This is a genomic window from uncultured Chloroflexus sp., from assembly GCF_937951745.1.
Taxonomy (GTDB): Bacteria; Chloroflexota; Chloroflexia; order Chloroflexales; family Chloroflexaceae; genus Chloroflexus.
Map to the genome: position 1 here is coordinate 1 of NZ_CALFBQ010000057.1, position 24,713 is coordinate 24,713.

Sequence of the window (24,713 nt, forward strand, 5' to 3'; positions counted from 1 at the left end):
GCGCTTCCCCAAACGGCAACAGATCGGCACGGATGCGTAGGGGGTCGACGGACGCGGGTACATTCATCGCCGAGCGAGGTTCGCCGCAACCAACAACGGATCCCACACCGGCGCGAAAGGTGGCGCGTAACTAAGATCAAGCTCGGCAAATTCATCGATTGTCCAGCCAGCCTGTAACGCGGCTGCGACAGTATCGATTCGTTTTGCCACACCTTCGCGACCAACCAATTGTCCGCCGAGCAGTCGGCGTGTCGTCTGATCGAAGACCAGCGTGACCGTAATCGGCTGGTGGCCCGGCATGTAGTGCGCGCGCGAGGAGGCCGTGGCGCTGACCGCGGTGGCGTTGAAGCCTTCGGCTTGGGCACGGGACAGCGAAAGGCCGCTGATCGCTACTTCTAGATCGAACACCTTCACCACGGTCGTGCCGACAATCCCGCCAAAACGAGCATTGCCGCCAGCGAGATTCTCACCAGCCACACGACCCTGTTTGTTAGCAGTCGTACCAAGCGGAATCCACGCTGGCTTGCCGGTGACGCGGTGCAAGGCTTCAGCGACATCACCCGCCGCCCACACGTGAAGTAGGTTCGTTCGCTGACGATCATCAACCGTGACCGCACCGGTCGGGCCGAGGGCAATCCCAGCAGCTCGAGCCAGTGTCGTGCTTGGTCGAACTCCTGCCGCCAGAATCACCATCTCAGTCGGGATCATCTGTTCACCAACGATAACACCACGCACCCGTTTATCACCGACAATGGCCTGCACTGACTGGCCCAAGCGGAGATCGACATGCTGACGGGTAAGTTCATCAGCAACGTGGGTTGCAACATCAAGATCGAACGAGGGCAACACCTGTGGTAACCGTTCAACCAGCGTAAGCGTCAGTCCATGCGCCGCCAACGCTTCAGCCATCTCAAGACCAATGTAGCCGCCACCAATAATCACACCGGTGCGCGGGCGCTGCTCGATCAACCATGCTTTGATGGCCTGTGCCTCTTCCACATTCCGCAACGCAAACACGCCGGGCAGATCGAGACCGGGCAACGGTGGGCGAGCAGGCTGACCGCCAGTTGTCAGCACCAACTCATCCCAGTGATCGACAAACTCGCGGCCATCCTCCAGATCGCGCACGCGCACCGTCTGCCGGACGGGATCAATCTCGAGCACCTCGTGTCGGATCAAGGCCTGAATGCCTTGTTTGGCAAACTGGGCCGGCGTGCGCACAACGACATCCTCTAGCCGCGCAATTTCACCCTTGATTGCGTAGGGAAAGCCACAGGCCCCGTAGCTCACATAGCCAGAGCGTTCGTAGACCACAATCTCAAGTGCTGGATCAGTGCGCTTGGCCTTGGCCGCTGCGCTCATCCCGGCTGCGCCGCCACCGACAACTACTACCCGTCGCGTCATGCAACTTCCTCCGTCGTGCTATTAGCATTTTCTTATGAAGTATAGATGCAGGGAATGGGTGAGACGTTACGTTGGCCGGCGCGAGCTGACGTGTCGCACATCTTTAGAGCCTGTTATGGACGTTCGACCATAACGGGAATGAACCGCTTCCGCCTGAGCATCGCACTGGCTAGCACATGCACTCCGGCCAAGGGTTCCGGCAACCGCTCATCATCGCGTGCCAACCGGCGAACGCGCGCCATCTAGGTGACGCCTCGCTCAACGACCCAGCGGCGCAGCAGCAGCACGAAGCCAGTGCATAACAGGCTCTAGGCCTTCCAGCTAGGCTAGGGCAGCGGATTCGATATCGGACTCGTTCAGGCGCGCCATTCATCCTCCGGTTCTGGTTGGGTCACCAGTAGGCTCTCTCGGTCGAATGCCCATCGCAGCGGGTTGTCGGCAATGTATTGGCGGATACGGTTCAGGGATTCCTCGTTGCGGATGATGTGTTCGTAATAATTGCGTTGCCACACCCGGCCGCGAAACGGCGGCCAGCCGGATTGTTTGACGCCGCGGATATACGCCACCGTGGTAATGGATTTGAACGCGCCGACGATGTCGCCAATCGTAGGGGCAACCCTTGTGGTTGCCTCGTTGAGGGCAGGCACGAGGGGGGCAGGCACGAGGCCTGCCCGTACCCCATCCGGGGCGGGCATATCCCCATCGGGGGCGGGCATCGGTATCGTAGGGGCAACCCTTGTGGTTGCCTCGTTGGGGGCAGGCACGAGGCCTGCCCGTACCCCATCGGGGGCGGGCATATCCTCATCGGGGGCGGGCACGAGGCCTGCCCCCACGGTGGCGGACCCGGTCAACACGATAATGCCGTGGACATGGTTGGGCATGACGACGAATGCATCCAATTCCAAACCGGGGAACCGATCAGGCAGGGCATCCCATTCATCCCACACCATCCGTCCGGCGTCATTCAACCGCATTTCGCCGTCCACCACCTCGCCGAACAGGCAGGCCCGATCTTGGGTGACGATGGTGATGAAATACGCCCCGGCTTGGGAATAATCGTACCCCTTGAGCCGGATGCTGCGGCGGTGGTGTTTTTCGGGGTCATATTTCATAACCACCTCCTACCTCTTCGTTGGCGCTATATCTTCGGGATGCTGAGGCCCATAGAGCCAGAAGTTGATCGGGTTACTTGGATCGCATGTCCTAAGTCCGCGCGACAATTTCAGGCTAACTCCTATTTTGCGTTGTTTGCACAGATTATTTAACTTCTGCAGCACCGGAAACCGTTCCTTTGTGCTTCCAGATAGTCGCACTTCCGGTTCGATGTTTTCTGGTAATTGGAGTTGGGGTGAAGTCATTTTTAGCCATTATTGATACTCATTAAACTTTTCTCGTAAGAATACGGCTAAACCGGCAAATAAATCAGCAACCTGAAGAAAAGGGTGTTCATGTGACAATGCAGGGAAATTTTTTCGATTGCGAACTCACGTTGCAATCGCAAGCGAAATGCTCCTCGAGTAAAAAGAGACTTTTCAATTTCCACATTCTCACCAGCGCGATCTAAAAAGTCCTGAACACACTTCCAATCCATTGCAGTATGTCCATCGGGATAAAGTTGCCATACTGCATTGGATGGCCACCGTAATCTCAGTACATTTTTAAACAGATGGTAGTACATACGTTGCAAATTGGCAATATCTTCTCGCAATAGAACTTTATGTCGAGCATCCTCTGTATCCCACATAAGAACATCTATACGCAAAATGTATTGATAGGCGTATTCCACGCAGCCTCCAGATCACACACGCACACATGGCCGCCGTTGCGGGCAGGGATCGCGAGCAAGCGCAGACGGATTGGGTGGGTCAGCAACGATAGCGACTCGGCAAGCTGGTTGGCTTCAGCTTCCGTGAGAGCCACATCGATCGTTGGCTGGCAGCAGCCGGGCACTGAACGATCAGCAGTGATACGCTGTTCTAGGTGAGCTTCCATCGATCCTCCGCAGATACAACGACTACCTAATAGTGTAGGTAATATATTGAAGATTGTCAGTATTCATAGATCGGGAAGCACCACAGAGTGCGACGGATCGGGAAGAGCAACGCTTCAAATACGCTTAACCTCGCCTTAACCAACGATGCTGTGTCAAAGGGTTATAATAGGAACGGTTATGCAGCGTTGCCTAGCCTTCGAATTATCTGACATATTCGCTGCACCCATATGAACATATTGCGTATCGTTGCTCTCAGCCTCGTCGCGCTGTTGCTGGTAGCTTGTAGCGGTTCAACTGCTGCGCTTCCTTCGCCTACCCCACCACCAATATCTGCCACACCGCAACCATCACCAACGGCAGAATTAGTGATGCCCAACACCGATCTTGCTGCCCTCAGTGGCGAAATCAAGATCGATGGCTCAAGTACGGTCTTTCCGATTACCGAACAGGTAGCGGTCGCCTTCAGTAATGTAGCACCAAATGTGACTATCCGGCTCGGCGTCAGCGGTACTGGTGGTGGATTTGCCCGCTTCTGCAACGGTGAAACCGACATCTCTAACGCCTCACGTCCGATTAAACAGCGTGAGATGGAAACCTGTGCCGCAAACGGGATTGTGTTCATCGAGTTGCCAGTCGCGTTTGATGGCCTATCAGTCGTCGTGCATCCCCAAAATGACTGGGCGCAGTGCCTCACTGTTGCCGAGCTTAAGCGGATCTGGGAACCGGCGGCTGAGGGCCTGATCACGCGCTGGAATCAGATCCGCCCTGAATGGCCAGACGAACCGTTGCACCTTTACGGCGCCGGGGTTGATTCGGGTACCTACGATTACTTCACCTCGGCAATCGTTGGGCAAGAGGGAGTGAGTCGCAGCGATTTCACTGCTAGCGAAGATGATTATCTACTGGCCCAAGACGTATCAGCAGATCGGTTAGGGTTAGGGTTCTTTGGCTACGCCTATTACGTTGAATACGCCGGACAGTTACGAGCAGTAGCGATTGACAATGGCGCAGGCTGTATCGGCCCTTCTGAAGCGACCATTACTGATAGCAGCTATCAACCCTTGTCTCGTCCAATCTTTATCTATGTCCGTGCCGATGCTATTAAACGACCCGAAGTACGGGCGTTCATTGATACGTATTTACGCAATGGTACGCTCTTCGCCAGCAAAGCTCTGTATGTTCCCTTGCCGGAGAAAGCCTACGAATTGGCTTTACGGCGGGTAGAACGTCAACGCACCGGCTCGATGTTCAGTGGCGGCTCGCAGGTAGGACTATCCATTGAGCAGTTGTTGCAACTAGAGGATCGTTAGCAATGCGTTTTCCGATCCGAGCAAAACTGTTGGGAGCGTTAGCCATCGACCTTATCCTCATGATGGTACTCGGTTTCTTCGCCACCCATCAAATGGCGACGATGAATGATCGAGCTGTCTTCATTGAGCGACACACAATCCCATCACTCGACACCGTTGGTGATATGACAACGGCGATCAACCGCTATCGCGCGCGCCAGTTGGAATTTCTGATCTACACCAACAATGGCGATCGTGGGCGCATTCTTGATCACATGCGGGCGATCGAAGCTGAGATGGAGACCTATTTCCGTACTTACCGCCCCCTGATTGGCTCGGAAACTGAGCAGAACCGGCTTGATACCGTTGTGGCGGCGTGGCAAGAGGTCATCGACGCCAATCACAATCGATTTATCCCGGCAGTGCGTTTGGTGAGCGATGGGAGCGTGCAGCCATTCTACTCACGGATGAATCCACTCTACGATGCGCTCGATAAGGCGATGAACGAACTCGTGCAAGAAAACCAACGGCAAGCTCGTGCTTCACTTGATGTTGTTGCTGCCAGTTATGACACGGCCCGCACATTCATCATGATCGATACTGTCGTAGCGATTATTATCTCGGCTGCGATTGGCCTCTTCCTCTCGGCGCGAATTGCCCGCCGGTTACGGCGGCTCGCGCAGGCTGCCGGTCAGGTCTCGGAGGGTAATTTAGTTGGCTCAATTAACGAGCACATCCGCGACGAGATCGGCGATCTCGCGCAGGCATTTGATCAGATGCTGGCTAGCTTGCGTGGGCAACGAGCTGAACTCGAAGAGCGCAATCGCGCCTTGCAAACGAGCCTTGCTCGGCAAGAGCAGTTAATGGAGGAGGTCATACGTGGGAAGCAAGCTGAGGCTGAAGCCGAACGGGCACGTGCGGCAGCAGAAGCAGCTAGTCAAGCTAAGAGTGCCTTTGTCGCAACAATGAGCCATGAACTGCGCACACCACTGAATGCAATTCTTGGCTACGCCCAGTTGCTCCATCTGAATAAGGCAGTGTCTGAACCGCATACAACATACGTCGAACGTATTCTCACCTCTGGGCGACATTTGCTCGCCCTTATTAGTGATGTGCTTGACTTTGCTCGGATTGAACAAGGCGCGCTTGAATTAGAATTCAGCCGCGTTGAAGTGGCCACACTCGTAGATGAGTTGGCGGCGATGACTATGCCATTGGCGCAACGCAACAACAATCAAATGATCACGCTCTGCCCGTCTGATATTGGTAGTATCAGGACCGACGGTCGTCGATTGCGACAAGTATTGATTAATCTACTCAGCAACGCAGCCAAATTCACCGAGCGCGGTACCATCAGGCTCGAAGTTACGACCGAGTCACGCTATGGTACAGACGGCATCCGCTTTGCTGTGATTGATACCGGTATCGGTATTCCGCGTGAGAAGCAACATAAACTCTTTCAGCCATTCAGTCAGCTCGACGAATCGGTCACGCGCCGGTACGAAGGCACGGGGCTAGGTTTAGCGCTTTCTAAGCAGATTGTTCAAGCGCTTGGAGGCACGATAGAGGTTGAAAGTGAGGTTGGTGTTGGTTCAACCTTCACCGTTTGGATCCCAACAGCACCAGAATCTGCGGTTATTATCGATCCTTCATCGCCAGCACCGCATATGGTAGGAGAGCCCGCATGAGCTTCATTCTGATCGTTGATGACAACTTCGACAACCGTCAGATCATTGGCCAGATGTTGAGTTTCAGTGGCTTTGCCGTTGAGTTGGCGTCCGATGCGCAAACAGCGCTAGAGATTATGAAACATCGTCGGCCAAGTCTCATTTTGATGGATCTGTCAATGCCCGGTCTCGATGGTTGGACAGCAACCGAATATGTCAAGCGTGATCCGCGTTTACGAGACGTTCCGGTGGTAGCGGTTAGTGGTCACGTAACCCGCAATGACATTGAACGAGCCAAGCGAGCCGGATGCAGTGAGTTTCTGCCAAAGCCGATTGATTACGACCATCTGATCACGATTGCACAGCGCTACACGAGAATGAATTAACGAGTTACACCCTCACCCTCAGACCCTCTCCCCTTCTCCGGGAGAGGGAAATTTTATGCCTACCCACCACATAAGCGATGTACGCCCGCGTCCCTGACGTGTTCGTGTCGGCAAGGCAAGAGGAAGTTATTTGCGCGCAGGGGCAATACCCTGTTACCATACTCATATGGATTTTAAACTGTTACCGTATATCACCTGCCCATGCCATCGCGAGACCCCCCTTCGCGTTGAGCAGATTGGCCGGGTTGTTGATGGGGCCATCGAAACCGGTCGGTTACGCTGCTCGCACTGCGCCACTTCGTACCCGATTGTCGATGGTATTCTCGACCTGCTTGGCCGACAATGGCCGGGTAGCATCGCCCAATTCGTCAATGTCTTGCCGCTGGCGGCGTGGGCTTACGAACGGACGTGGCGACCACTGGCGTTGAGTATACTCAGCGGCGAGCAGTTTCCGCTCGAACGCGAGCTGACGTTGATCACCGAGTTAGCCGGCGTTGAACGGGGTGGACTGATGATCGATGTCGGCTGTAGCAATGGCCTGTACGCACGCGCACTAGAACAGGCGCGTCGGCGGAGCGGTGTCGATGGATTTGTGGTTGGGATCGATCTCAGCCTGCCGATGCTGCAAGAGGCACGCCAACGCGCAAGACGAGCAGGCTTGCACATCAATTTTATCCGTGCGAGCGCACAAGCGCTGCCGTTTGCTAGCGGCACAGCCAGCGTGCTGGTGATGGGTGGCTCGCTCAACGAGATCGGTGACATTCCAGCGGCGCTTGCTGAATGGCGCCGACTGTTAGCGCCACGCGGACGCGGCGTGATGATGAGTCTCGCGGCGGCAAGCGGTCAGCTTGGCCGTACATTCCAGCAAGCGTTAGGCAGTGGCGGCTTGCAGTTCCCGACGCTTGACGAACTTAATCAGTACGTTGCGCAGGCAGGCTTGCAGTTGCGGGCGCAGTGGCAGTATGGGATTGTTGTGTTTAGTGTTGTACAATGACGTAATGCGCGCGAACGGTGAATGGTCAACGGCAAATAGCTAACGACTAGAGCGCCGCACGGCAGTGCAGTTCAAACACCAAACCGCAAGTCAACGAACGATGGATGATGAATAGCACAAGGGTGAGCGCATCGATTTGACGAGACAGCGCGATTGTGCTATATTCTTGCTGCGCGGTGCCTGTAGCTCAATGGCAGAGCGCCTGACTGTGGATCAGGAAGTTGTGGGTTCGAGCCCCATCAGGCACCCCACTCAGAAGCCTCTCTGAGGCTTCTTTATTTATTCCCGCACAACACCGGCCCGATGTTGGGCCGGTGTGTATTTTTGTCGCGCGAGGCTCCTCTTCTATGTACAAAGAGTGTATATGAATGAGGAGTTAACTCATAATTAAGCCACAATTCCTCTCTACTGCCGGCAAGTGGATGCCGTTGCACCTTGAACGAAAACCCAAATTGCTATCGTGTTGGTGATTGTTCGTGTCGGAAGCATTGGTCTCTTGCCAGAATCACTTGGTTGATGGTGGTGAATGTTTCAGCAAAACGCTGGTTAGCATCACCGGCGGTAGCTTGGATCCGGTCACGGTAACTGGTCTGGTTGGGCAACTAGTCGATGCACATATTGACCTGCTTGGCGGTTTGGAACCACGCACGGCAGTGCTCGAAATGGCAGCAGCAGCCGGCTTACGGCTGGTACCACGCGATCAACGCAATCCGCTGGTCACAACCACATATGGCAAGATTCCAGCCGAAGTGGCACGTCGGGCGCAGGATTATCGTGTTCTTGTCATTGCGTTGGCCGGTACAATCGGCCATGGCGCCTCAATCAACCAACAGCATGGGATTAGTGCGTACACCAGCGTCTTGTCGCGCCCGATGGCGTTAGAGGAAGCAATTGCTGAGGCTTTTGATCTGGTGGTTGCCCAAGCCGAACAAGTAATGCGCATGGTCATGGTTGGTCAGCGCACAGCTAATAATAGCCGGGCCAGTCGGTATTACTTGCACATGGCGGGACAGTAACGCTGCGCAAAGCGCTAACATCATCTGAATCATTGCCTGCCTTTGCGGGCGTAGAGGGTTGGAGAGCGCCAATAATGCTCCTCCGCTACGCTTTCGGCAATCTGTGCCCATCCACCTGAACCGTTGTATAATATGGATACAATACCCTCTAGCCATATTGAGAACACCTATGGCCAAGGTCATCCTTCAGACCGGCCTAAGCCGGATCGTCTTGATGGATTCCATCTCGTACATCAACGAGAGCGATCAAGGGACGTTCGTTGTCAGTGGCTCGCACGGCGGTGTAAGCTCAGCACAATATGCGCTGGAGGTACCGCTAGCCGGCGTGGTCTTTAACGATGCTGGGATTGGCAAAGACAACGCCGGCATCGCTGGTCTCACGATGCTCGACGTACAGTGCATTCCAGCGATGGCGGTGGCTCACACCTCGGCCCGCATTGGCGACGCTGCCGACACATGGGAGCATGGCGTGATCAGCGCCTGCAATGTGAGCGCGGCGGCGCGCGGGGTGCGCGTGGGAATGGCGGTGCGCGAAGCAGCCGAATGGGTGTTGCGAGAGCAATTCTCACCACACCTGCCTAGCGGACCGGAACATCACGCCAGTGGTGATGAATAACAATAGATGCCAGCCCAAGCGAACGATCCGCCGAAATAACTAGCGAGCTTCTAAACCGCAGCCGGCCAAGACGAGCACGATCTAGTCACGCGGGATGGCCGGGCGCAACAGCCATAGCCATTTGCAACACCACACTTCGTTGTGTCCTGCGGGGAGTCTGTCCACGCCACGGGAATGCCACTCAAATACCCACCCCAAAGCCCGCTGCACGGGCTGATGGCCCTCACCCCTCTCCTAGTGGGGACGGGGTGAGAGTCAAGCATAAAGCAAGCAAAGACTCTAGGAACGCTTAACGTAACGGCGCGAAGCGCGCAGAGGTTTTTGGGAATATCGTGTGCGCCTTTTGCGAGTTTTGGTGGCTATTCCCTGCGTATTCGCTGACCACCTTGCGCTTGTGGCGATTTTGCGGTATCGTTGAATGAAGCAATATTTGATCAAGCATCATTTTGTGCCAACCCAAGGAGTACCGTGTGAGTCGCCAGCGCACCGTCTTGATCACGCTTGGCGTGATGATGAGCATGTTTATGGCCTCGATGGAGTCAACCGTCATTGCGACGGCGATGCCGAGCATTGTGCGCGATCTCGGTGATATCGAGAGCTTTAGCTGGGTATTTGCCATCTATATGCTGGCCAGCACCACTGCCGGACCGATCTTTGGCCGGTTGTCAGATCTGTTTGGCCGGCGACCGATTTATATGGCGGCGATTGCCATCTTTAGCCTTGGCTCGCTATGGTGCGGGTTGGCGATGACCATGCCGGAGCTGATCGCGGCGCGGGCTTTACAGGGGGTGGGGGCGGGCGGTTTGCTGCCGCTGGCGTTTATCATTGTCGGCGATATCTTCACCCTTGATCAACGCGCCAAGGTGCAGGGTCTCTTTGCCGGGGTGTGGGGCGTTAGTTCGGTGATCGGCCCGTTGATCGGCGGCTTTTTGGTCGATCAGATCTCATGGCATTGGGTGTTCTGGGTGAATCTGCCGCCGGCAGCGATCGCAGCGGCACTGGTGTGGGCGGCTTGGCGTGGCGTGACCCAAGCCAGCGGCGAGCGCCCGCCGATCGATTACGCTGGTGCGGTGCTGCTGAGTATGGGAGTCATCTTACTCTTGCTCGGCCTCGATGCACCAACTTCGCTGCCCGGTATCACTATGCTGAGCGTGGCTATTGCTACGCTGGCTTTGCTAGTCGTGGTCGAGCTACGCGCACCGGCACCGATCTTGCCGGTGCGATTGTTGCACGACCGCGTGTTTGCTGTCGCTTGCGCTCACGGCATTCTGGCCGGTGGGGTCTTGTTTGGCAGTATGAATTATGTGCCGCTGTTTGTGCAGGGTGTGTTGGGGGCGAGCGCCACTGAGGCCGGTACGACGCTGACGCCGATGATGTTGGGGTGGGTCTTTACCAGCGTGATCGGAGGAAGGTTGTTGTTGCGCTATAGCTATCGCACGCTCACGATCGGCGGGATGGCTATCTTTGTGGTCGGCGCATTTATGATGGCCCGTATCCGGCCCGATATGAGCCGTTTGGAATTAGCGATTGCATTGGGACTGATGGGAGTCGGGATGGGTGCGAGCATTCCATCATTCCTGATTGCGGTGCAAAGCACGGTGGCGCGCAACGTGTTGGGCGCAGCGACGGCCAGTTTGCAGTTTTCGCGCACGATTGGCGGCACGATCGGCGTGGCCGCACTCGGCACGCTGTTGACGAGCCGGTTAACGGCGGAATTGGCGGTGCGCGGCTTGCAACCCGACGCTATTCCGGTTGAGGCGCTGATCGGCGAGGGTGCGACAGCGGTGATGCTAGCCGGCGAGCCGCGTCTGGCACTGGCGGCGGCGCTGGCCGCGGTCTTCACCACGCCGCTGATCTTTGCGCTAGCTGCGCTGGCCGTGACCTTCCTTGCCCCGGCGCATAGCCCTGACGATCTGCGCCGGCAGCGCGTGCGTAATGATGAAAACAGAGCAATCCCGCAGCACGTGGTGTTGACAGGCTCCAACGAATAGGACAACAAATGAACAAATTGTTTTGGTAAACCGCACATTCGTTCGGCTCCTACCTTCGTTGCCAACGACTAGACGACTTGTTGCGCGGGTTTGCGGTATTTCGGCCAGAGGTTTCGGGCCGTGGGGGAGTAACATGCCGGTGAAGTGGTATGGCAGGGCGGTTTAGCCATTGATTCATGCGGTTGTTTTGTTTAGCGCCGTTGACGGCTCGGTGCAAAAAGGTGCTATACTCCGCAGCAGGCATTGTTGCCGTTGAGGAGTATGGTTATGTTTGAGTTATCTGCCCTCTACGCCGCGTTTGAACGGTATTTCGGCCAGCCACCCACCCGCATCGCCCGCGCTCCCGGACGGGTGAATCTGATCGGTGAACATACTGACTACAACGATGGCTTCGTCTTCCCAATGGCGCTCGATCGGGCAACCTACGTCGCCGCTCGCCCACGCGCAGATCGAATCGTGCGTGTATTTAGCGTTAAATTCCGTGAAGAGGATCGGTTTCATCTCGATCAGATTGTGCGTGACGAGCAACGCCAGTGGGTCAATTACATTCGTGGTGTAGCTAAGGGATTGCTGGCCCGCGATCTGCCGTTGCGCGGCGCCGACCTCTTGATCGATAGTGATGTGCCAGCCGGCAGCGGTCTCTCATCGTCGGCGGCGCTGGAGGTGGCAGTAGGGTACACCTTCCAACTGCTCAACGATATTAACCTGCTCGGCGAAGAGCTAGCGCTGTTGGCCCAAGGCGCTGAGCATTCGTTTGTCGGTGTGAAGTGCGGAATTATGGATCAGTTGATCGCTGCGTTGGGCGAAGCTGACCATGCCCTGCTGATCGATTGCCGTGACCTGAGCTATCGCCCGGTGCCGATCCCGGCTAACGTGCGGGTGGTGGTCTGCGATAGCGGCGTGCGCCACCGGCTGGCAGGCTCGGAGTATAATCAGCGCCGGGCCGGGTGTGAAGAGGCGGTGCGCTTGCTGAAGCCGGCCTTGGGCAAGATCCAAGCTTTACGCGACGTGCGTTTGACCGATCTGGCCGAGTACGGCCATCTGTTACCGCCTGACCTGCTGCCGCTTGCGCGCCACGTTGTCAGTGAGAATGAGCGCACGCTCGCCGCCGCTGATGCGCTTGCCGCTGGTGATCTCGTTAAGATGGGCCGGTTAATGGTCGAGTCGCACCATAGTCTGCGTGATGATTATCGGGTCAGCGTACCCGAACTCGATACGCTGGTTGAGTTGGCGTTGGCCGCGCCGGGGTGTTTCGGCAGCCGAATGACCGGCGGCGGCTTCGGCGGCAGCACGGTGTCGCTGGTAGCAGCCGATCGGGTTGATGAATTTGTCGCTGCGATGATCGCCGGATACGCCATTCGTACTGGGCGCACGATGCAGCCGCTGGTCTGCACCGCCGGCGCCGGTGTCTCGTGTGTTTATGCCAGCGAGGAGGAGTGAACGATGCTCGGACAACTCTTTACTCCGCTTTCGACCGCGGCAGTACCGTTAATCTACGGCCTAAGCCATCGCGCGCTGCTGCGGTTGGGCGCGACGAGCCACGAACGGCGTTTGGCCGAGATTCGCACCCATTACTATTTCATGCCGGCGCGCGGTGAAGGCAACCTGCCGGTGCTGCTCTTGCATGGCATCGCCGATCGCGCCCAAACGTGGTCATTCGTGATGCGGCAGCTCACCGCGATCGGCCCGGTCTACGCGCTCGATCTGGCCGGGTTTGGCTTGAGCGGCTTCCCGCCCGGCCAGCGCTATGCTACCATCGAGCAGCAGACGACGTTGGTGCAGGCAATGATTCGCGAGGTGATTGGGCAACCAACGCTGATTGTGGGCAACTCGATGGGTGGCTGGATCGCGGTGCGAGTGGCGCTCGCCACACCAGAACTGGTCGCCGGCATCGTCTTGCTGGCGCCGGGAGGGGCCATCTTGCGCGGGCGCGAGTCGTGGGAGCCATTCCTGCACACGATTGAGTTGCCCGACAGGCGCACCGTGCGGAAGGTGTTGCGCCAGATGTATGGCCGCCCGCCCTTGCCGCTCTATTTGGCCAGCGAAGGGTTGCGTTCCATGTTCCGCCGTGATCCGGTGCGCCAGTTCGTCGCCGCACTTGACGAAAACGCGCTCTTGCGCCCAGAAGATCTACGCTTGCTGCGGGTGCCGGTGGCGATGATTTGGGGCGAAGATGACTATTTCATTCCGCGTGAATCACGCGATTTCTTCTGCGCCAATCTGCCGCAAGCGCGAGTTGCATTCTTGCCCCGCTGCGGCCACATGCCGCAACAACAACGCCCGCGTGAAGTAGCGGCCTTCATTCGCGAATTTGCCCGCGAGCTGGCCGCAGCCTCAACCCCAAAACGCACCGACGGGTGAGAGACGGCGACGCTAAGCCAATCGACTACCTGATCCTGCAACTAAACGCGGTATCATATTCGCTGTATACGCTCTTACCGAGCACAATAATCACCGCATCCAAAGCGGTGGTTCTTTGTCTGCAATCTACCGTATGTACCATATAACATCAGCCTAAGGAGCCACCAATCATGATCCTCTCTGGTATGCGCGAAGCCGTACTGCTCGAAGTGCAGCGGGTCGATATTCATGGCACCATCTTCTACGACGTCACCTTCCACCACGAAGGCGAAACCCAAGCCATCCGGGCTCGAATTGGGGCCGAGAGCGTCTACCCTCATCCACAGGCAGGCGATCCGGTGAGAGTGAGTTACATTATGGGCGTGGTAACGCAGATCGCGCCTCGTTAGACAACGAATGGTTATACGAATAAACAAAGGAGTGAGCGAAGGGCGTTCTTAAGGTTTGTTGATGGGAGCGCGGTTGTACGACTGCCACGATGCGAGGCCGCAGTGGGGATCGCCAAGCCCCTTGGTCGTTTTCCTGCCGGGCATTGGCTTGCTTGGTGCGTGAGCGATTGATTGCGGCGCTACGACTGCAACAATGCGAGGCCGCAGTGGGGATTGCCAACCAATACCTTGGTCGCCTCCCTGCTGGGCATCTGCTGGCAGAGCGATTGCCATGTCGCTGCAAGCAACGGCAGATTGTGGGTCTGCCCACGCCCCCACACTGACTCCAACAATTCTTCTGGGGTGAAAGTGCGATATGGGGCTTCAGCCAAGACGCTGAGTAAGGTAAACGACGGCAGATCAAGCGCGAGCGGGTGGCCTTGGTACGAAATGGTGCGCGTCGCGAGATCGAAGACAAAGGGGCCAAGCGTAAACGGTGGCGGCGCATAACGCTGCCGTCGCCGTAACTGCGCCCGCACCCGCGCCATAAGCTCATCGGCGCGAAACGGGCGGGTCACATAGTCATCGACACCCTGCGCAAACGCCGTCACAACCAGCCAGTCGTGCCGTGGTCCTAAAACCACGAGCATACCGGTATAGTGAGTGCGTAACGCATTGAGGAGATCGAGATGGTCTTTTCCCGGCAGGTCGATCAACGCGAGATCGGTTTGCCGGTTAAGTGTGTCGAATAAGACGGCAGAGCCTCGTGCTAGTTGGACGTAATACCCCGCGGACGTGAGCAGTGGCGATAAATATTCATCAATATATTCGCCCAATCCGCTAATTAAAATCCCATACGGAACGCTCATTCCCCAACGCCTCGAATTCAGATAAATAAACTTACATTGCTACGGTATGAGCTTGCATTCCGCCGGCGGTGAGGTAATCACCTCAACAACGACACCATCCATCAGGCCCAAGAACTGACGCAGAGCTAGCTCGGCATTGCGTGTTCCCTGTTCCATAATCCCATCTTCACACGCCGCTTGCAGAATCTGCTGTTCGGCTGCTTGCCGTGCCATCGTTTCAAGATTTGGGTTTTCAGGGGCAAAGAGACCACGATCACGGCTATAGACACGCGTTTTGCTGTTGTCAAGGGTCGCGTTCAAGACTTGCACCGGCGGTAAACGCACGGTCATTTTTTTGCCATCAGCAGAAACAGTTACCGCATCAGGTGTGATTTGACTGAGATCAACACCTACGATAACAGTGCCGTGGGCAATTAACAGGATTGCATCGCCGGCCAGCCAGTCGCCAATGATTGGAATATTGCTCCCTTGGCGAATGTCTATCACGCGCTCGATCGTATATTTGCTGGTTTCCAGCCGGCTCAGTTGCTGAATGCGTTGCACCACCGCCGCGCCACTTATAATCTGCGGGGTTGGTGTCTGCACAATAACTTGCAAGTTCGGCATTGCCGCACCAAAGGTATTCATGCGTTGCGACAGCCAGAACATACCTAACCCAACCACTAGTATGAGCAGCAGAAGGAGTATGAATGGCGTTGGCCACCCGCCACTCATCGATCGCGAACGGTAACGAACCGGGGGGGGTTCGTCCCAGTCATCGTCAAGCCACTCACGCTGCCGGCGCAAACGCGACAACCGTTGCGCCCGACGGCGGATATCTTCATCATCATCGTCGTACATCGGAAACCTCATGAACGATTGCGAAAACATCGCACCGTTGCCGACGAGATACGGTACGAACGAGCGGTCGAGACTCTCCCACGGGCAATGCCACTTCCTCGGTCAAAGTTAGCCGACGACCTTTCTCAGACCTTGCGTCGCTGCTACACTTTCGCGCCAACGTGAATAGCAACTGCCCCCAATCCGTACAACCGGTAAAACACGTAACGCCAACCGGCTTCCTGCATCATCGCAGCCAATCGATCGGGCGAAGGAAAGACGCGCGCCGACTGGGGCAGATACGTATAAGCGCGCCGGTCGCCGCCGAGCAAGGCGCCGATCCACGGCACGACCTGCTCGAAATACACCCGGTGTCCCCAACGGATAAGCGGGTTATGTGGACGGGCGACTTCGAGACATGCCATCATTGCACCGGGACGGGCGACGCGGTACATTTCGCGCAACGCAGCCGGAATATCAGTTACATTGCGTAGCACGAATCCGGTGGTAATCGCGTCGAAGGTATTGTCAGGAAACGGTAATTGCAACGCATCGCCGGCGACAAAGGCCGCCCGGCCTGCCGCCGCTAGTTCGGCAATTTTGGACTGGCCAGCCTGCATCATTGGGAGGGTAAAATCAACCCCAACGACGATGCCATCTCTTGCCCAAGCGGCTAATTCCGGCAAAAAGTCGCCGGTGCCGGTGCCGACATCCAACGCCCGGCCATTCACCGGTGGCGCGACATATTCAACTACTTTGCGCCGCCAACCTTGATCCAACCCAAAGGTCATGACTCGATTGACGCGGTCGTAACCACGGGCAATGCGGGCAAACATCCGTTCAACATAGGCCGCTTTTTCTTCCGGCGGTGGTAATACGTTGGTTGTTGATCGATCTGAGGCCATGGACTCCCTCGATAATCTATTTTTGGGAGCCGCACAGCCGTGCGGCTCTTCTTGATGAACACTCTTTGGTCGAACTGCCGTGCGGCTTTACCCTAGGCGGATGGGCGAAATAACGCGCGCAACTCGGCAGGTGAACGGGCCACAGCCAACGCAGCCATTAACTTCAACCGCGCTTTCACCCCGCTCAGATCGGGGGCGAAGATGATGCCCAACTTTCGCAAATCATGATACGCGCCGACAAAGCCAAACTCGTCACCTAACCCACCTGCGCCGGCCCGGCTCGCCGCCACCACCGGAATTCGCCGTTGCACTGCTTCGCCTAGCGCCGGCAGCCACCACGGCGGCACCCGCCCGCTCCCCAAGGTCTCAATCACAATTCCAGCCACATTATCGGCGATGCTGTGGCGTAATTGCCGGTCATCAGCTCCCTGTGCGACCCGGATCAAGTCAACCGGCTCGACTAAGCGCGACGCCGCGATATATTGCCGCGCCAGCGGGCGAAAACGAATAACGGCTTGCTCGCCTTCAATTCGACCTAGGGCGCCGCCGGCAGCGGTAAACATGCCGCTGCCTTGACTGTAATGCGCCCGCACGGTCGCCGCGGCGTAAATGGTATCATCCACCACCATCAACGCCCCTAATCCAGCCGCTGCCGGTGTCGCAGCAACGGTGATCGCCGCCTGCAGGCCATTGGTCGCGGTAGTGCCGCTCGCGTTCAGCCGCGGCAGACTGGTGACGGTCAACGGCGGGCCATCAGGCACAAGCAGATCGATCAAATAGGCTGTCTCTTCAAGCGTATCACTACCGGAAGCAACCACGATCCCGTCATACATGTCGCGCAGTGCGTTAATCCGTTGAACCAATGCCAAGATCTGCTGCGGCGTGAGATGACTGCCGGGTAAATTCGTGAATTCTTCAATGGTCACTATCACATCAGAACGCAGCGCCAACGGCTGGTCGTCACGGCTGCCTAGCGCACGCCGGATGACCAGAGCGCCACCGGTTGAGAGGATCAAAATCTTTGGCATAGCGGTTTTCGGGCAACCCAGCAAATGCGCTGAGTCATCGCGGTAGGCGGTTGAAAGGTAAAGCCGTCATAACACCCTTCGATCATAAGCCCGGCAGTTTCGATCATCATTGCCACCTGCTCTGGCGGATAGGCGCGCTCGATATGGATCTCGTCAAAACGCTCGTAGCCGTCGTGATCATTGCCGATAAAACCGGTTAGCCACATAGTTGACGTATTGCGCACCGGATCAAAATGGGTACGTTCCACCTGCACATAGCCTGCCTGCTCACTGAACGAACATTGGCCCCAATCGACGGATAAGAAGTGGCGCGTATTCATATCGCCGACAAACAATCCGTCCGGTGCCAAGACCTGCGCTACGCCACGCAAGCACGAAGCCAGATCGTTGGCGCTGATCAGATAATTGAGACTATCATAGGTACATGTGACCAGATCAAAGGCGTTTGCCGGCAACAACTCGGCCACATAACGCATATCACCCTGCCGCAACTCAACGGCTGACGCAGTATACGCCAGCTTCCGCGCCGCTTGCGCCAGCATTGCCGGCGAGCGGTCAAGACCTGTTACCATCCAACCGTGTTCGGCCATAATTGCGAGCAACGTGCCGGTGCCGCACGCTAGATCCAGCATCCGTCGCCCGGCAACTTGGTGGCGCTGCAAGATCTCTTCGAGATAGAGTGCGGTCAGTAGCGCAAACCGGATCTGACCGCTACCATCGTACACCGCCGCGTACCGATTGTATATCATAAAGATATTGTACCACTCCGTCCTAGCGGGAACCAGAGCGAGACGATGAAGCCGACAATAATATGCTCGACGTTAATCAGCAAGAAGAGCGCCGCTAGCGTCAAGGCTTGTTCTTGCGCATAGCCATACGCAGCTAGCGTTGCCACCAACACGACATCGCGCACCCCGACGCCGCCGATTGAAATTGGCAACGCTTGTAAGACCGAGATGAGCGCCGAGGAGCCAATCACCACCAATAACGGCACTGCATTCAGACCAAGCGCGAGGTAGAGTAGCCACAACCGCAAGAAGGTAAACAAGACCGACGCGATGGTTGCTGCACTCACGGTGGCAATCAGGCTTGGCGTGAAAGTCAGGCTATGCATTTGCTCGTTCCACTGATCGAGCCGGGAACGCAAACGTGGCGCAATCCGCGGTAACACAACGGTGAGCAGCCACGAGCGTGGCCCACGTGCCGTAAGCAACACCGTGACCGTCACTAAGCCAATCCCCATCGCTATCACGATTGCTTGTTGCAACTCACGGCTAGGCAGCAGCCGGCCTAAGGCAAAGACTCCAATCGTGCCAAGGGCAGACATAATGATGAGATCGCACAACCGATCCAGCACCACCGAGAGCAAGGCCGGCGCTACCGGTTGGCCGCGATCTCGCAAGTAGATAGCCTTCAACAGATCGCCGGCCTGACCCGGCGTCATAGCACCGTAGAAAATGCCGACCGTATACAGGGCACAGGCGGTGGGCAGATCGAGCGAAAGGTTCATCGCACGCAAAATCTGGATCCAGCGCCACGATTTGAGGATGATGAACGGGGGCAGCAGAGCCAGTGACCAGATGATCGGGACGATTTCAGCCGAGCGCACAATCTCCCACAGCAGACCGAGATCGCTAGTAAGAAGAAAACCAATTAGCAATGCCGGCCCGATCAGCCGGAGCAGCCACGAGAAGATGGGTCGCATGAACGCACTACTCCTCTTCAGTGATGCGCGGCGGGCGTTGGAAGCGGAGGGCGGCGACCTGCTCGGCATTCAGCCCGAACATAAAGATGATGATGCTGCCCACAAAGAGACCCACGGCTGAGTTAGGAATATGGAAACGCAGCGGATCGGTGATAAAGAAGCTGATCAAAAATGAGAGCAAGGCCAGCAATTGCATCGAGATGGCAACCGGAAAGTAGACGCGCAACGGCGCGAATAGCGAGACAATCCGCAAGATGATCAAGCCAAAGCGAATGCCGTTGCGCAAGAGTTTTTGCCCGCTCTGGCCACCTTGCCGGCGCTGGCTGATCACTGGCACATACCCAACATGGTAGCCAGCCTTCAGCAACGCCAACGTACTGGTTGTGGGGTATGAGTAGCGATTGGGCAGCAAATTGATGAACTCCATCATCACGTCACGTCGCATCGCTCGGTAGCCGCTGGTTAGATCGCGCACCTCGGTTTCAACCAGATAGCTACCCAACGCATCGAGCGCCCGGTTGCCCCAGCGCCGGAAGACCGAGTCGCCTTGCGTGTCGCGGGTGCGCGCGCCAACCACCATATCGTAGCCGGCGGCAATGCCGCCTAACAGATCAGGGATGTAGCGCGGATCCATCTGTCCGTCGGCATCCATGAGCAGCACGACCTCGCCGCGCGCCCGCCGGATGCCGGTTTTGACGGCTGCGCCGTTGCCGCGGTTGACCGGATGCCGAATGACGCGCGCTCCGGCGGCTTGCGCGACCGCCGCTGTCTCGTCACGTGAACAGTCATCGACGACAATAATTTCGGCGGCAGGCAAGACAGTGCGCACCCGCTCGATCACGTCGGCAATACCGTGCGCTTCGTTGTAGGCCGGAATGACCACACTTACGGTAAACGGATAGTCGCGAACGGCTTCCGGCATTGCCTGCGACGAAATCTGCATTGGTTGCATCATATCCCTTTAGCGAATCGCTATCTGCTGTACCATCACGCTCAACGGGCGCGCGTCAGTATTGTTCGGCAACGATTGGTAAGGTAAGAACGTCGGCGCGCTCAGACTGACCGTCACCTCGCGCATGCCCTGCATCTGCGCCGGCAATGGCAGATAATACACCCGCCAGCCTCCCGGCGCAACTATCACGGGCCAGCGCTGGTTGCCAATCGTTACCGTCAGCGGGGTTGGCGCCGGAGCAGCTAACCGTAGAGCCAGCATCTCATTGCCGGTGAGCGGCTCCGGTAAGGGCAGGCGGATCACTCCTTCCCTTTGCAGCCAGCGATAGGTCGTAGCGGCGGCGCGCTCGCCAGAGGCAAATCCGTACAAATACCCAAGGTCAAGGTCGTTACCAAGCGTCAGTGTTGTCGTTGGTGCCGGCGTTAACCATGCAAACGCCAGCCGTTGCACATCTTCACCGGCTTGTTCTTCAGTATTGCGCAGCAGGGTAATCGCCGTCGCTGCATCACCTTGTGCCCGCGCCAATGCCCCTCGCACCAAATTGCTCCGGTGGGTTGGGTAATCGCCGATGACCTGCCATGCCTCATCATACCGGCCCTGCGCCAGCAACCAACGGGCAAACTCGGCTTGACCATCAGCAAAATCGGGATCAGCCGCCAACATCGCCCGGTAGGCCTGTTCGGTGGCAACCGTATCACCGCGCGCCATCGCCTCTTGCGCTGCTACCCATGCTTGCTCGCGGGCTATGCCGGCGCGGATGATTTGCGGGTAGTCGCGATAGCTAAAGATCAGAACCGCAAGACAAAGACTTGCTGCGAGACCGGCTACCGTAAATCGATCCCAGCGCAACGGTTGTTGGTCGATCCGGGCCAGTGTCGCCGCGCCATACAGCGCAAACCACAGCCAAACCGGCAAGAGGTAACGCGGCTCGACGTGGATGAGCATCACCATCAGACACGTGTAGCCGATCCAACCCAGCGCCACCAGCCGGAACGCGCCTTCGCGGGGTCGCGAAAGCAAAGTGAATGGCGCCGCCAGCACCATCACAAGCCAGATGAGATCACTGATAATCCCGGCTGGCCAGATCTCGCGGACAGGACGGGCAAAGAAACTGGCCTTGACAAAAAAATCTTCAATAAACTGCGCTTTCCAGATATGCTGAAAGTGCGGCCAGAGATAGCGCGTAAACCGCCACGGCTCGGTTTGAATGATTCGCCGCAATTCGGCGCTCACAAAGCGTTGCCGCTCTTCTTGCGGCAAGCGCAGCAAGATCCCTTTCGCCTCTCCTTCCCCCCGCCCTTCATGCACCGCATCGCTCATCGCGATCCAAAGATTGACCGGGCCGAGGGTGTCGATCAGAATAATGTCGCGGTAGAGCACGTAGTTGCGGATCGTCCACGGCGCAATCGTCAGCGCAAACGGCAACAGAAACGCGAGCAAAGCTAGGGCGACTCGCTGCCGGCGACGATGGCCGGCGGCGCGCCACGCACTCATCGCGATAAAGAGCACCGCAAACGCTACACCGTACAAACCCGGCGAACGGGCCAACGCTGCGAACGCCAACGTTACCCCGGCCCCGATCAGCCAGCGTAGCTGCCGGTCATCACGCCAGCGCACGAGCAACCACGCATGAATGAACAGCATGCTGAAGAAGAGTGGCTCGCTGAGGATGAGCGTCGGCAATTCCACCAGCGGCATCCAAATGGCGAGGATGGCAGCAAAGATCAAGCCAGTGCGCTGATCGAACAAGCGCCGCGCCAGATCGTAGCCAAGCGGGATGAGCGCCAAGGACAAACTGACTTGGACAGCGCGAATCAGGGCAATGCCGATAGCCGGATCGCCAAGCCACAACCCGATCCGCAGCATAGCTGCGAAGAAAAAGATATGTCCGGGCGGGCGCACGAGCCATGAATTGTCGACATATTCGCCGGTGACGGCAAACCGGAGGGCACGCACGTAGTAGTCGCCGTCATCGGCTGCCGAAAAGCGCGGATCGATCTGATTGACCGCGATAAACCAGAGCCGCAAAGCGAGGCCAATCACGATCAGCACCCCGATGACCACAGACGGCTTAGCCGCTCGGGTAAGCTTGATGCGTCGCCAACGCGGCGGCTCGATAGCTAGGGGTTTGGTTGGCGAATGTTCCATGGTCTGCTCGTTCCCTCATTCACCGCCGGAGTAGAGGCATACATCGCGTACAGCGTGAATCGGCCGGTGCCAATCCGGGCCGCCTCCGGCTGCGGTATCGGTGGCGGTCCTTGTGCGTTATCCCATAAGAGGTAATCGGTGCGCAGCGCCTGCAATTCGGCATATGTCACCGTTACCGGAACCCGCCGGCTGATCAGGTGCGCAATGGCCGAGTATTTGGCCAGCGGCAACCGGTCGGGGATGGCGGCTACAAGATTTGCGCCAATGGCTGGCATGGTGCGTTGGACTAACTCCACTGCGGCTACCTCATCTGCCGGCTGCGCCGCCAGTACTGTGCGAACGCCATTGGCTGGGCCGGGCAGCAAGATGACAATCACTGCTAGCGTAGCCACTAGTCCAGCGCGCTGCTTTGCCCAAAGCCGCGCCAATGCCCACGCCGCAGCGACGGCGTACAGTGGCGCCAACGGCAAAAAGAAACGCGGCAAGATGAAGGCAGTGGCGATCACTGCAACATACATCCCGATCAATGCGAGGAGCGCCAGCCAGCGTTGATCGGCTTGTTTATGCCACGCCAACCACCCTGCCGCCGCGAGCCCACCGATCGCCAACCAGTTGGCCGGCCAACCAAGTAAGCGCAATTGATCGGCCCGGCCAAACTCGCTTACATCTTCAGCACCGGCGCCGAGAAAACCCACTATGTTGCGGCCCCAGTTGGCCAGAAAGCGCAGAGGATCCCGCCCAATCACTTCTGACAGACTAATGCTATTGGGCACCTCATCCCACCGCTGCCAGTCAGTGTTAGCATAAACCGCCAGCCAGATATTTTTCGCTTGCTGATTGAACAATGGGTGGCCGGTTTGCACCGTGTTCACCACAATTTGCGGCGCTGCCACCAAGGCAAATCCTACCACAAAAGAACTGAGCGCAGCGCCTTTCCCGGCGCTCAGCCAGAGTATGACAGCACCCCACAGCAGTAAGATCAAGCCGGGATGGCGAATGAGAAAGGCGGCGCCGGCCAGCATTCCGGCGAGAAACGCTATCAGGCGCGACGATCGCGAATGAGCGTGCAAGGTTACGGCCACCGCTAACGTGAAGCAGACAGCAAACGGCATATCACTACCGACCAGTAAGCCGTATTGTGCCACCATGCCGCTCAACGCCAACAACAGCGCTGCCAGCATTGCCGGAGCGGGTGGGAGCAGGCTGCTCGCCAGCAGGTAGCCAGCGCCGATCAACACCCCGCCGCTCACAAGCGCAATGAGGCGTGCAGCGAGAAAGGGGTTATCGTTGGTCAATGGCCGTACCAGCCAGAGCAAGAACGGATAGCCGAGATTGTAGAAGCCATCGGCTTGAAAGATGGTTGCCAGCGTGTCACGGGTGGCAAATACGCGAAAATCGTTCTCGACGCCGGGGCGGGCCAGCGTGACGTGCGCTTGCATCGCCGGTATCAGCCATCCCATCCAACCCAGTGCGACGGCAAGAGCAAGAACTGACAGACTCCAGCGCGGCCAAGAGGCGCTCAATCGCGGCCATTGCCAGACAAGGTAACCAGCAGCAATCACCGCCGCCGTCACCGGCGGCAGATAAAGCAAAGGATATGGGCTAAGACGGTAGAACAGCAACCAGAAGAGGCCATACCCAATGACGGCAGCTAGTACCAACTGCCACGATCGCTGATGTAACATCATCCCGGCCAAGGCGCCAATCAATGCCGCATATCCCAACTGCGCTGGATACGGCAGTAATGGCGGCATAGCGCTGAGCGTAACCTGATCCAAAAAGATGGGCGCATCCGTAGCCGGTGGAGCAAAGCGGATCACGACATCCACCACTTTCGTCCAGCCACTGGTGATAGACACCGTGTGCTCTTCCCAATCGCCGCGGGCGAGCACCTGAAGCGGCGCTTCATCATTCACCTGCACCTTCAATGGAGTGCCAGCCGGAGCCTGCCACCGGAACGTCACCATCGCCGGTGCGCCGACCTGCGGCAAGCGCAGCGCTGCTGCCGGCAACACTTGCCGCACTGCCCCATCAGCGCCGGCCATCCGGTATTCAGGTTCGCTGAAGCCTTGCACCACCGCCGCATCATTGCGCCCAATGTCAAACGTGGACTGCACCGGTGCTTGGCTGAAGATTACAATGACCAAAACGGCCATAATCGCGCCAGCCAGCGCAGGATTCAAGGTATGCATAGGAATGAGT

Annotated in this window: 24 protein-coding genes and 1 tRNA gene; 11 read left to right on the plus strand and 14 right to left on the minus strand. The window is 57.3% G+C overall.

Annotated elements, in window-relative coordinates; genetic code table 11:
• Positions 1-63: 63 nt before the first annotated feature.
• From Q1A59_RS13685 to Q1A59_RS13705, 5 genes are all read right to left on the minus strand, one after another.
• Positions 64-1,404, minus strand: a complete 1,341-nt coding sequence (locus Q1A59_RS13685) for an FAD-dependent oxidoreductase (RefSeq protein WP_298405451.1) — start codon at positions 1,402-1,404, stop codon at positions 64-66.
• A gap of 113 nt (positions 1,405-1,517) precedes the next feature.
• Complete coding sequence (locus Q1A59_RS13690) at positions 1,518-1,646, minus strand: hypothetical protein (protein ID WP_298405448.1); 129 nt, start codon at positions 1,644-1,646, stop codon at positions 1,518-1,520.
• 114 nt (positions 1,647-1,760) lie between these two features.
• A complete protein-coding gene (locus Q1A59_RS13695) occupies positions 1,761-2,516 on the minus strand; it encodes a transposase (RefSeq protein WP_299645127.1) in 756 nt (251 codons plus the stop codon).
• A 293-nt stretch (positions 2,517-2,809) separates the two neighbouring features.
• Complete coding sequence (locus Q1A59_RS13700; protein ID WP_298405442.1) at positions 2,810-3,190, minus strand: hypothetical protein; 381 nt, start codon at positions 3,188-3,190, stop codon at positions 2,810-2,812.
• Positions 3,157-3,396 (minus strand): hypothetical protein, encoded by a 240-nt coding sequence (locus tag Q1A59_RS13705; RefSeq protein ID WP_298405439.1) that lies wholly within the window; start codon positions 3,394-3,396, stop codon positions 3,157-3,159. Before Q1A59_RS13705 ends, Q1A59_RS13700 begins: the two co-directional genes overlap by 34 nt.
• A gap of 228 nt (positions 3,397-3,624) precedes the next feature.
• On the opposite strand from Q1A59_RS13705, the gene Q1A59_RS13710 reads away from it, so the two are divergent.
• The 11 genes from Q1A59_RS13710 to Q1A59_RS13760 all read left to right on the plus strand — a co-directional run bounded on the left by Q1A59_RS13710 (position 3,625) and on the right by Q1A59_RS13760 (position 14,106).
• Complete coding sequence (locus Q1A59_RS13710; RefSeq protein ID WP_298405436.1) at positions 3,625-4,707, plus strand: PstS family phosphate ABC transporter substrate-binding protein; 1,083 nt, start codon at positions 3,625-3,627, stop codon at positions 4,705-4,707.
• A gap of 2 nt (positions 4,708-4,709) precedes the next feature.
• A complete protein-coding gene (locus Q1A59_RS13715) occupies positions 4,710-6,374 on the plus strand; it encodes an ATP-binding protein (protein ID WP_298405434.1) in 1,665 nt (554 codons plus the stop codon).
• The gene (locus tag Q1A59_RS13720; RefSeq protein ID WP_298405431.1) at positions 6,371-6,739 is read left to right on the plus strand and encodes a response regulator; all 369 of its coding nucleotides are present in this window, start codon (positions 6,371-6,373) and stop codon (positions 6,737-6,739) included. Before Q1A59_RS13715 ends, Q1A59_RS13720 begins: the two co-directional genes overlap by 4 nt.
• A 166-nt stretch (positions 6,740-6,905) precedes the next feature.
• Positions 6,906-7,733 (plus strand): methyltransferase domain-containing protein, encoded by an 828-nt coding sequence (locus Q1A59_RS13725; protein ID WP_298405429.1) that lies wholly within the window; start codon positions 6,906-6,908, stop codon positions 7,731-7,733.
• 176 nt (positions 7,734-7,909) lie between these two features.
• Positions 7,910-7,984, plus strand: a tRNA-His gene (locus tag Q1A59_RS13730).
• 225 nt (positions 7,985-8,209) lie between these two features.
• On the plus strand, positions 8,210-8,749 hold the full coding sequence (locus tag Q1A59_RS13735; RefSeq protein ID WP_298405427.1) for a glycerate kinase: 540 nt from the start codon (positions 8,210-8,212) through the stop codon (positions 8,747-8,749).
• Positions 8,750-8,918: 169 nt separating this feature from the next.
• Positions 8,919-9,365, plus strand: coding sequence for a hypothetical protein (locus tag Q1A59_RS13740; protein ID WP_298405426.1), 447 nt, complete (start codon positions 8,919-8,921; stop codon positions 9,363-9,365).
• A gap of 470 nt (positions 9,366-9,835) precedes the next feature.
• Positions 9,836-11,356, plus strand: coding sequence for an MDR family MFS transporter (locus tag Q1A59_RS13745; RefSeq protein ID WP_299645128.1), 1,521 nt, complete (start codon positions 9,836-9,838; stop codon positions 11,354-11,356).
• Positions 11,357-11,623: 267 nt separating this feature from the next.
• Positions 11,624-12,796 (plus strand): galactokinase, encoded by a 1,173-nt coding sequence (galK, locus tag Q1A59_RS13750; RefSeq protein ID WP_298405421.1) that lies wholly within the window; start codon positions 11,624-11,626, stop codon positions 12,794-12,796.
• Between the two features lie 3 nt (positions 12,797-12,799).
• Entirely contained in the window at positions 12,800-13,717 is a 918-nt protein-coding gene (locus Q1A59_RS13755; RefSeq protein ID WP_298405418.1) for an alpha/beta fold hydrolase, read from the plus strand.
• Positions 13,718-13,887: 170 nt separating this feature from the next.
• Complete coding sequence (locus Q1A59_RS13760; protein ID WP_298405416.1) at positions 13,888-14,106, plus strand: hypothetical protein; 219 nt, start codon at positions 13,888-13,890, stop codon at positions 14,104-14,106.
• 179 nt (positions 14,107-14,285) lie between these two features.
• On the opposite strand, the gene Q1A59_RS13765 is transcribed toward Q1A59_RS13760, so the two are convergent.
• The 9 genes from Q1A59_RS13765 to Q1A59_RS13805 form a co-directional block, all read right to left on the minus strand.
• Entirely contained in the window at positions 14,286-14,954 is a 669-nt protein-coding gene (locus Q1A59_RS13765) for a response regulator transcription factor (protein WP_298405414.1), read from the minus strand.
• A 39-nt stretch (positions 14,955-14,993) separates the two neighbouring features.
• Positions 14,994-15,794, minus strand: a complete 801-nt coding sequence (locus Q1A59_RS13770; protein WP_298405412.1) for a DUF4230 domain-containing protein — start codon at positions 15,792-15,794, stop codon at positions 14,994-14,996.
• Positions 15,795-15,937: 143 nt separating this feature from the next.
• Entirely contained in the window at positions 15,938-16,678 is a 741-nt protein-coding gene (gene ubiE, locus Q1A59_RS13775; protein WP_298405411.1) for a bifunctional demethylmenaquinone methyltransferase/2-methoxy-6-polyprenyl-1,4-benzoquinol methylase UbiE, read from the minus strand.
• A gap of 92 nt (positions 16,679-16,770) precedes the next feature.
• On the minus strand, positions 16,771-17,706 hold the full coding sequence (locus Q1A59_RS13780) for an asparaginase (RefSeq protein ID WP_298405409.1): 936 nt from the start codon (positions 17,704-17,706) through the stop codon (positions 16,771-16,773).
• Positions 17,691-18,455, minus strand: a complete 765-nt coding sequence (locus Q1A59_RS13785) for a class I SAM-dependent methyltransferase (protein ID WP_298405407.1) — start codon at positions 18,453-18,455, stop codon at positions 17,691-17,693. Before Q1A59_RS13785 ends, Q1A59_RS13780 begins: the two co-directional genes overlap by 16 nt.
• Complete coding sequence (locus tag Q1A59_RS13790) at positions 18,452-19,411, minus strand: lysylphosphatidylglycerol synthase transmembrane domain-containing protein (protein WP_298405405.1); 960 nt, start codon at positions 19,409-19,411, stop codon at positions 18,452-18,454. Before Q1A59_RS13790 ends, Q1A59_RS13785 begins: the two co-directional genes overlap by 4 nt.
• Before the next feature lie 7 nt (positions 19,412-19,418).
• Complete coding sequence (locus tag Q1A59_RS13795; protein ID WP_298482651.1) at positions 19,419-20,366, minus strand: glycosyltransferase family 2 protein; 948 nt, start codon at positions 20,364-20,366, stop codon at positions 19,419-19,421.
• Between the two features lie 6 nt (positions 20,367-20,372).
• Complete coding sequence (locus tag Q1A59_RS13800; protein ID WP_298405400.1) at positions 20,373-22,511, minus strand: glycosyltransferase family 39 protein; 2,139 nt, start codon at positions 22,509-22,511, stop codon at positions 20,373-20,375.
• Entirely contained in the window at positions 22,484-24,703 is a 2,220-nt protein-coding gene (locus Q1A59_RS13805; protein ID WP_298405397.1) for a glycosyltransferase family 39 protein, read from the minus strand. The genes Q1A59_RS13800 and Q1A59_RS13805 overlap by 28 nt, the downstream gene beginning before the upstream one ends.
• Positions 24,704-24,713: the final 10 nt, after the last annotated feature.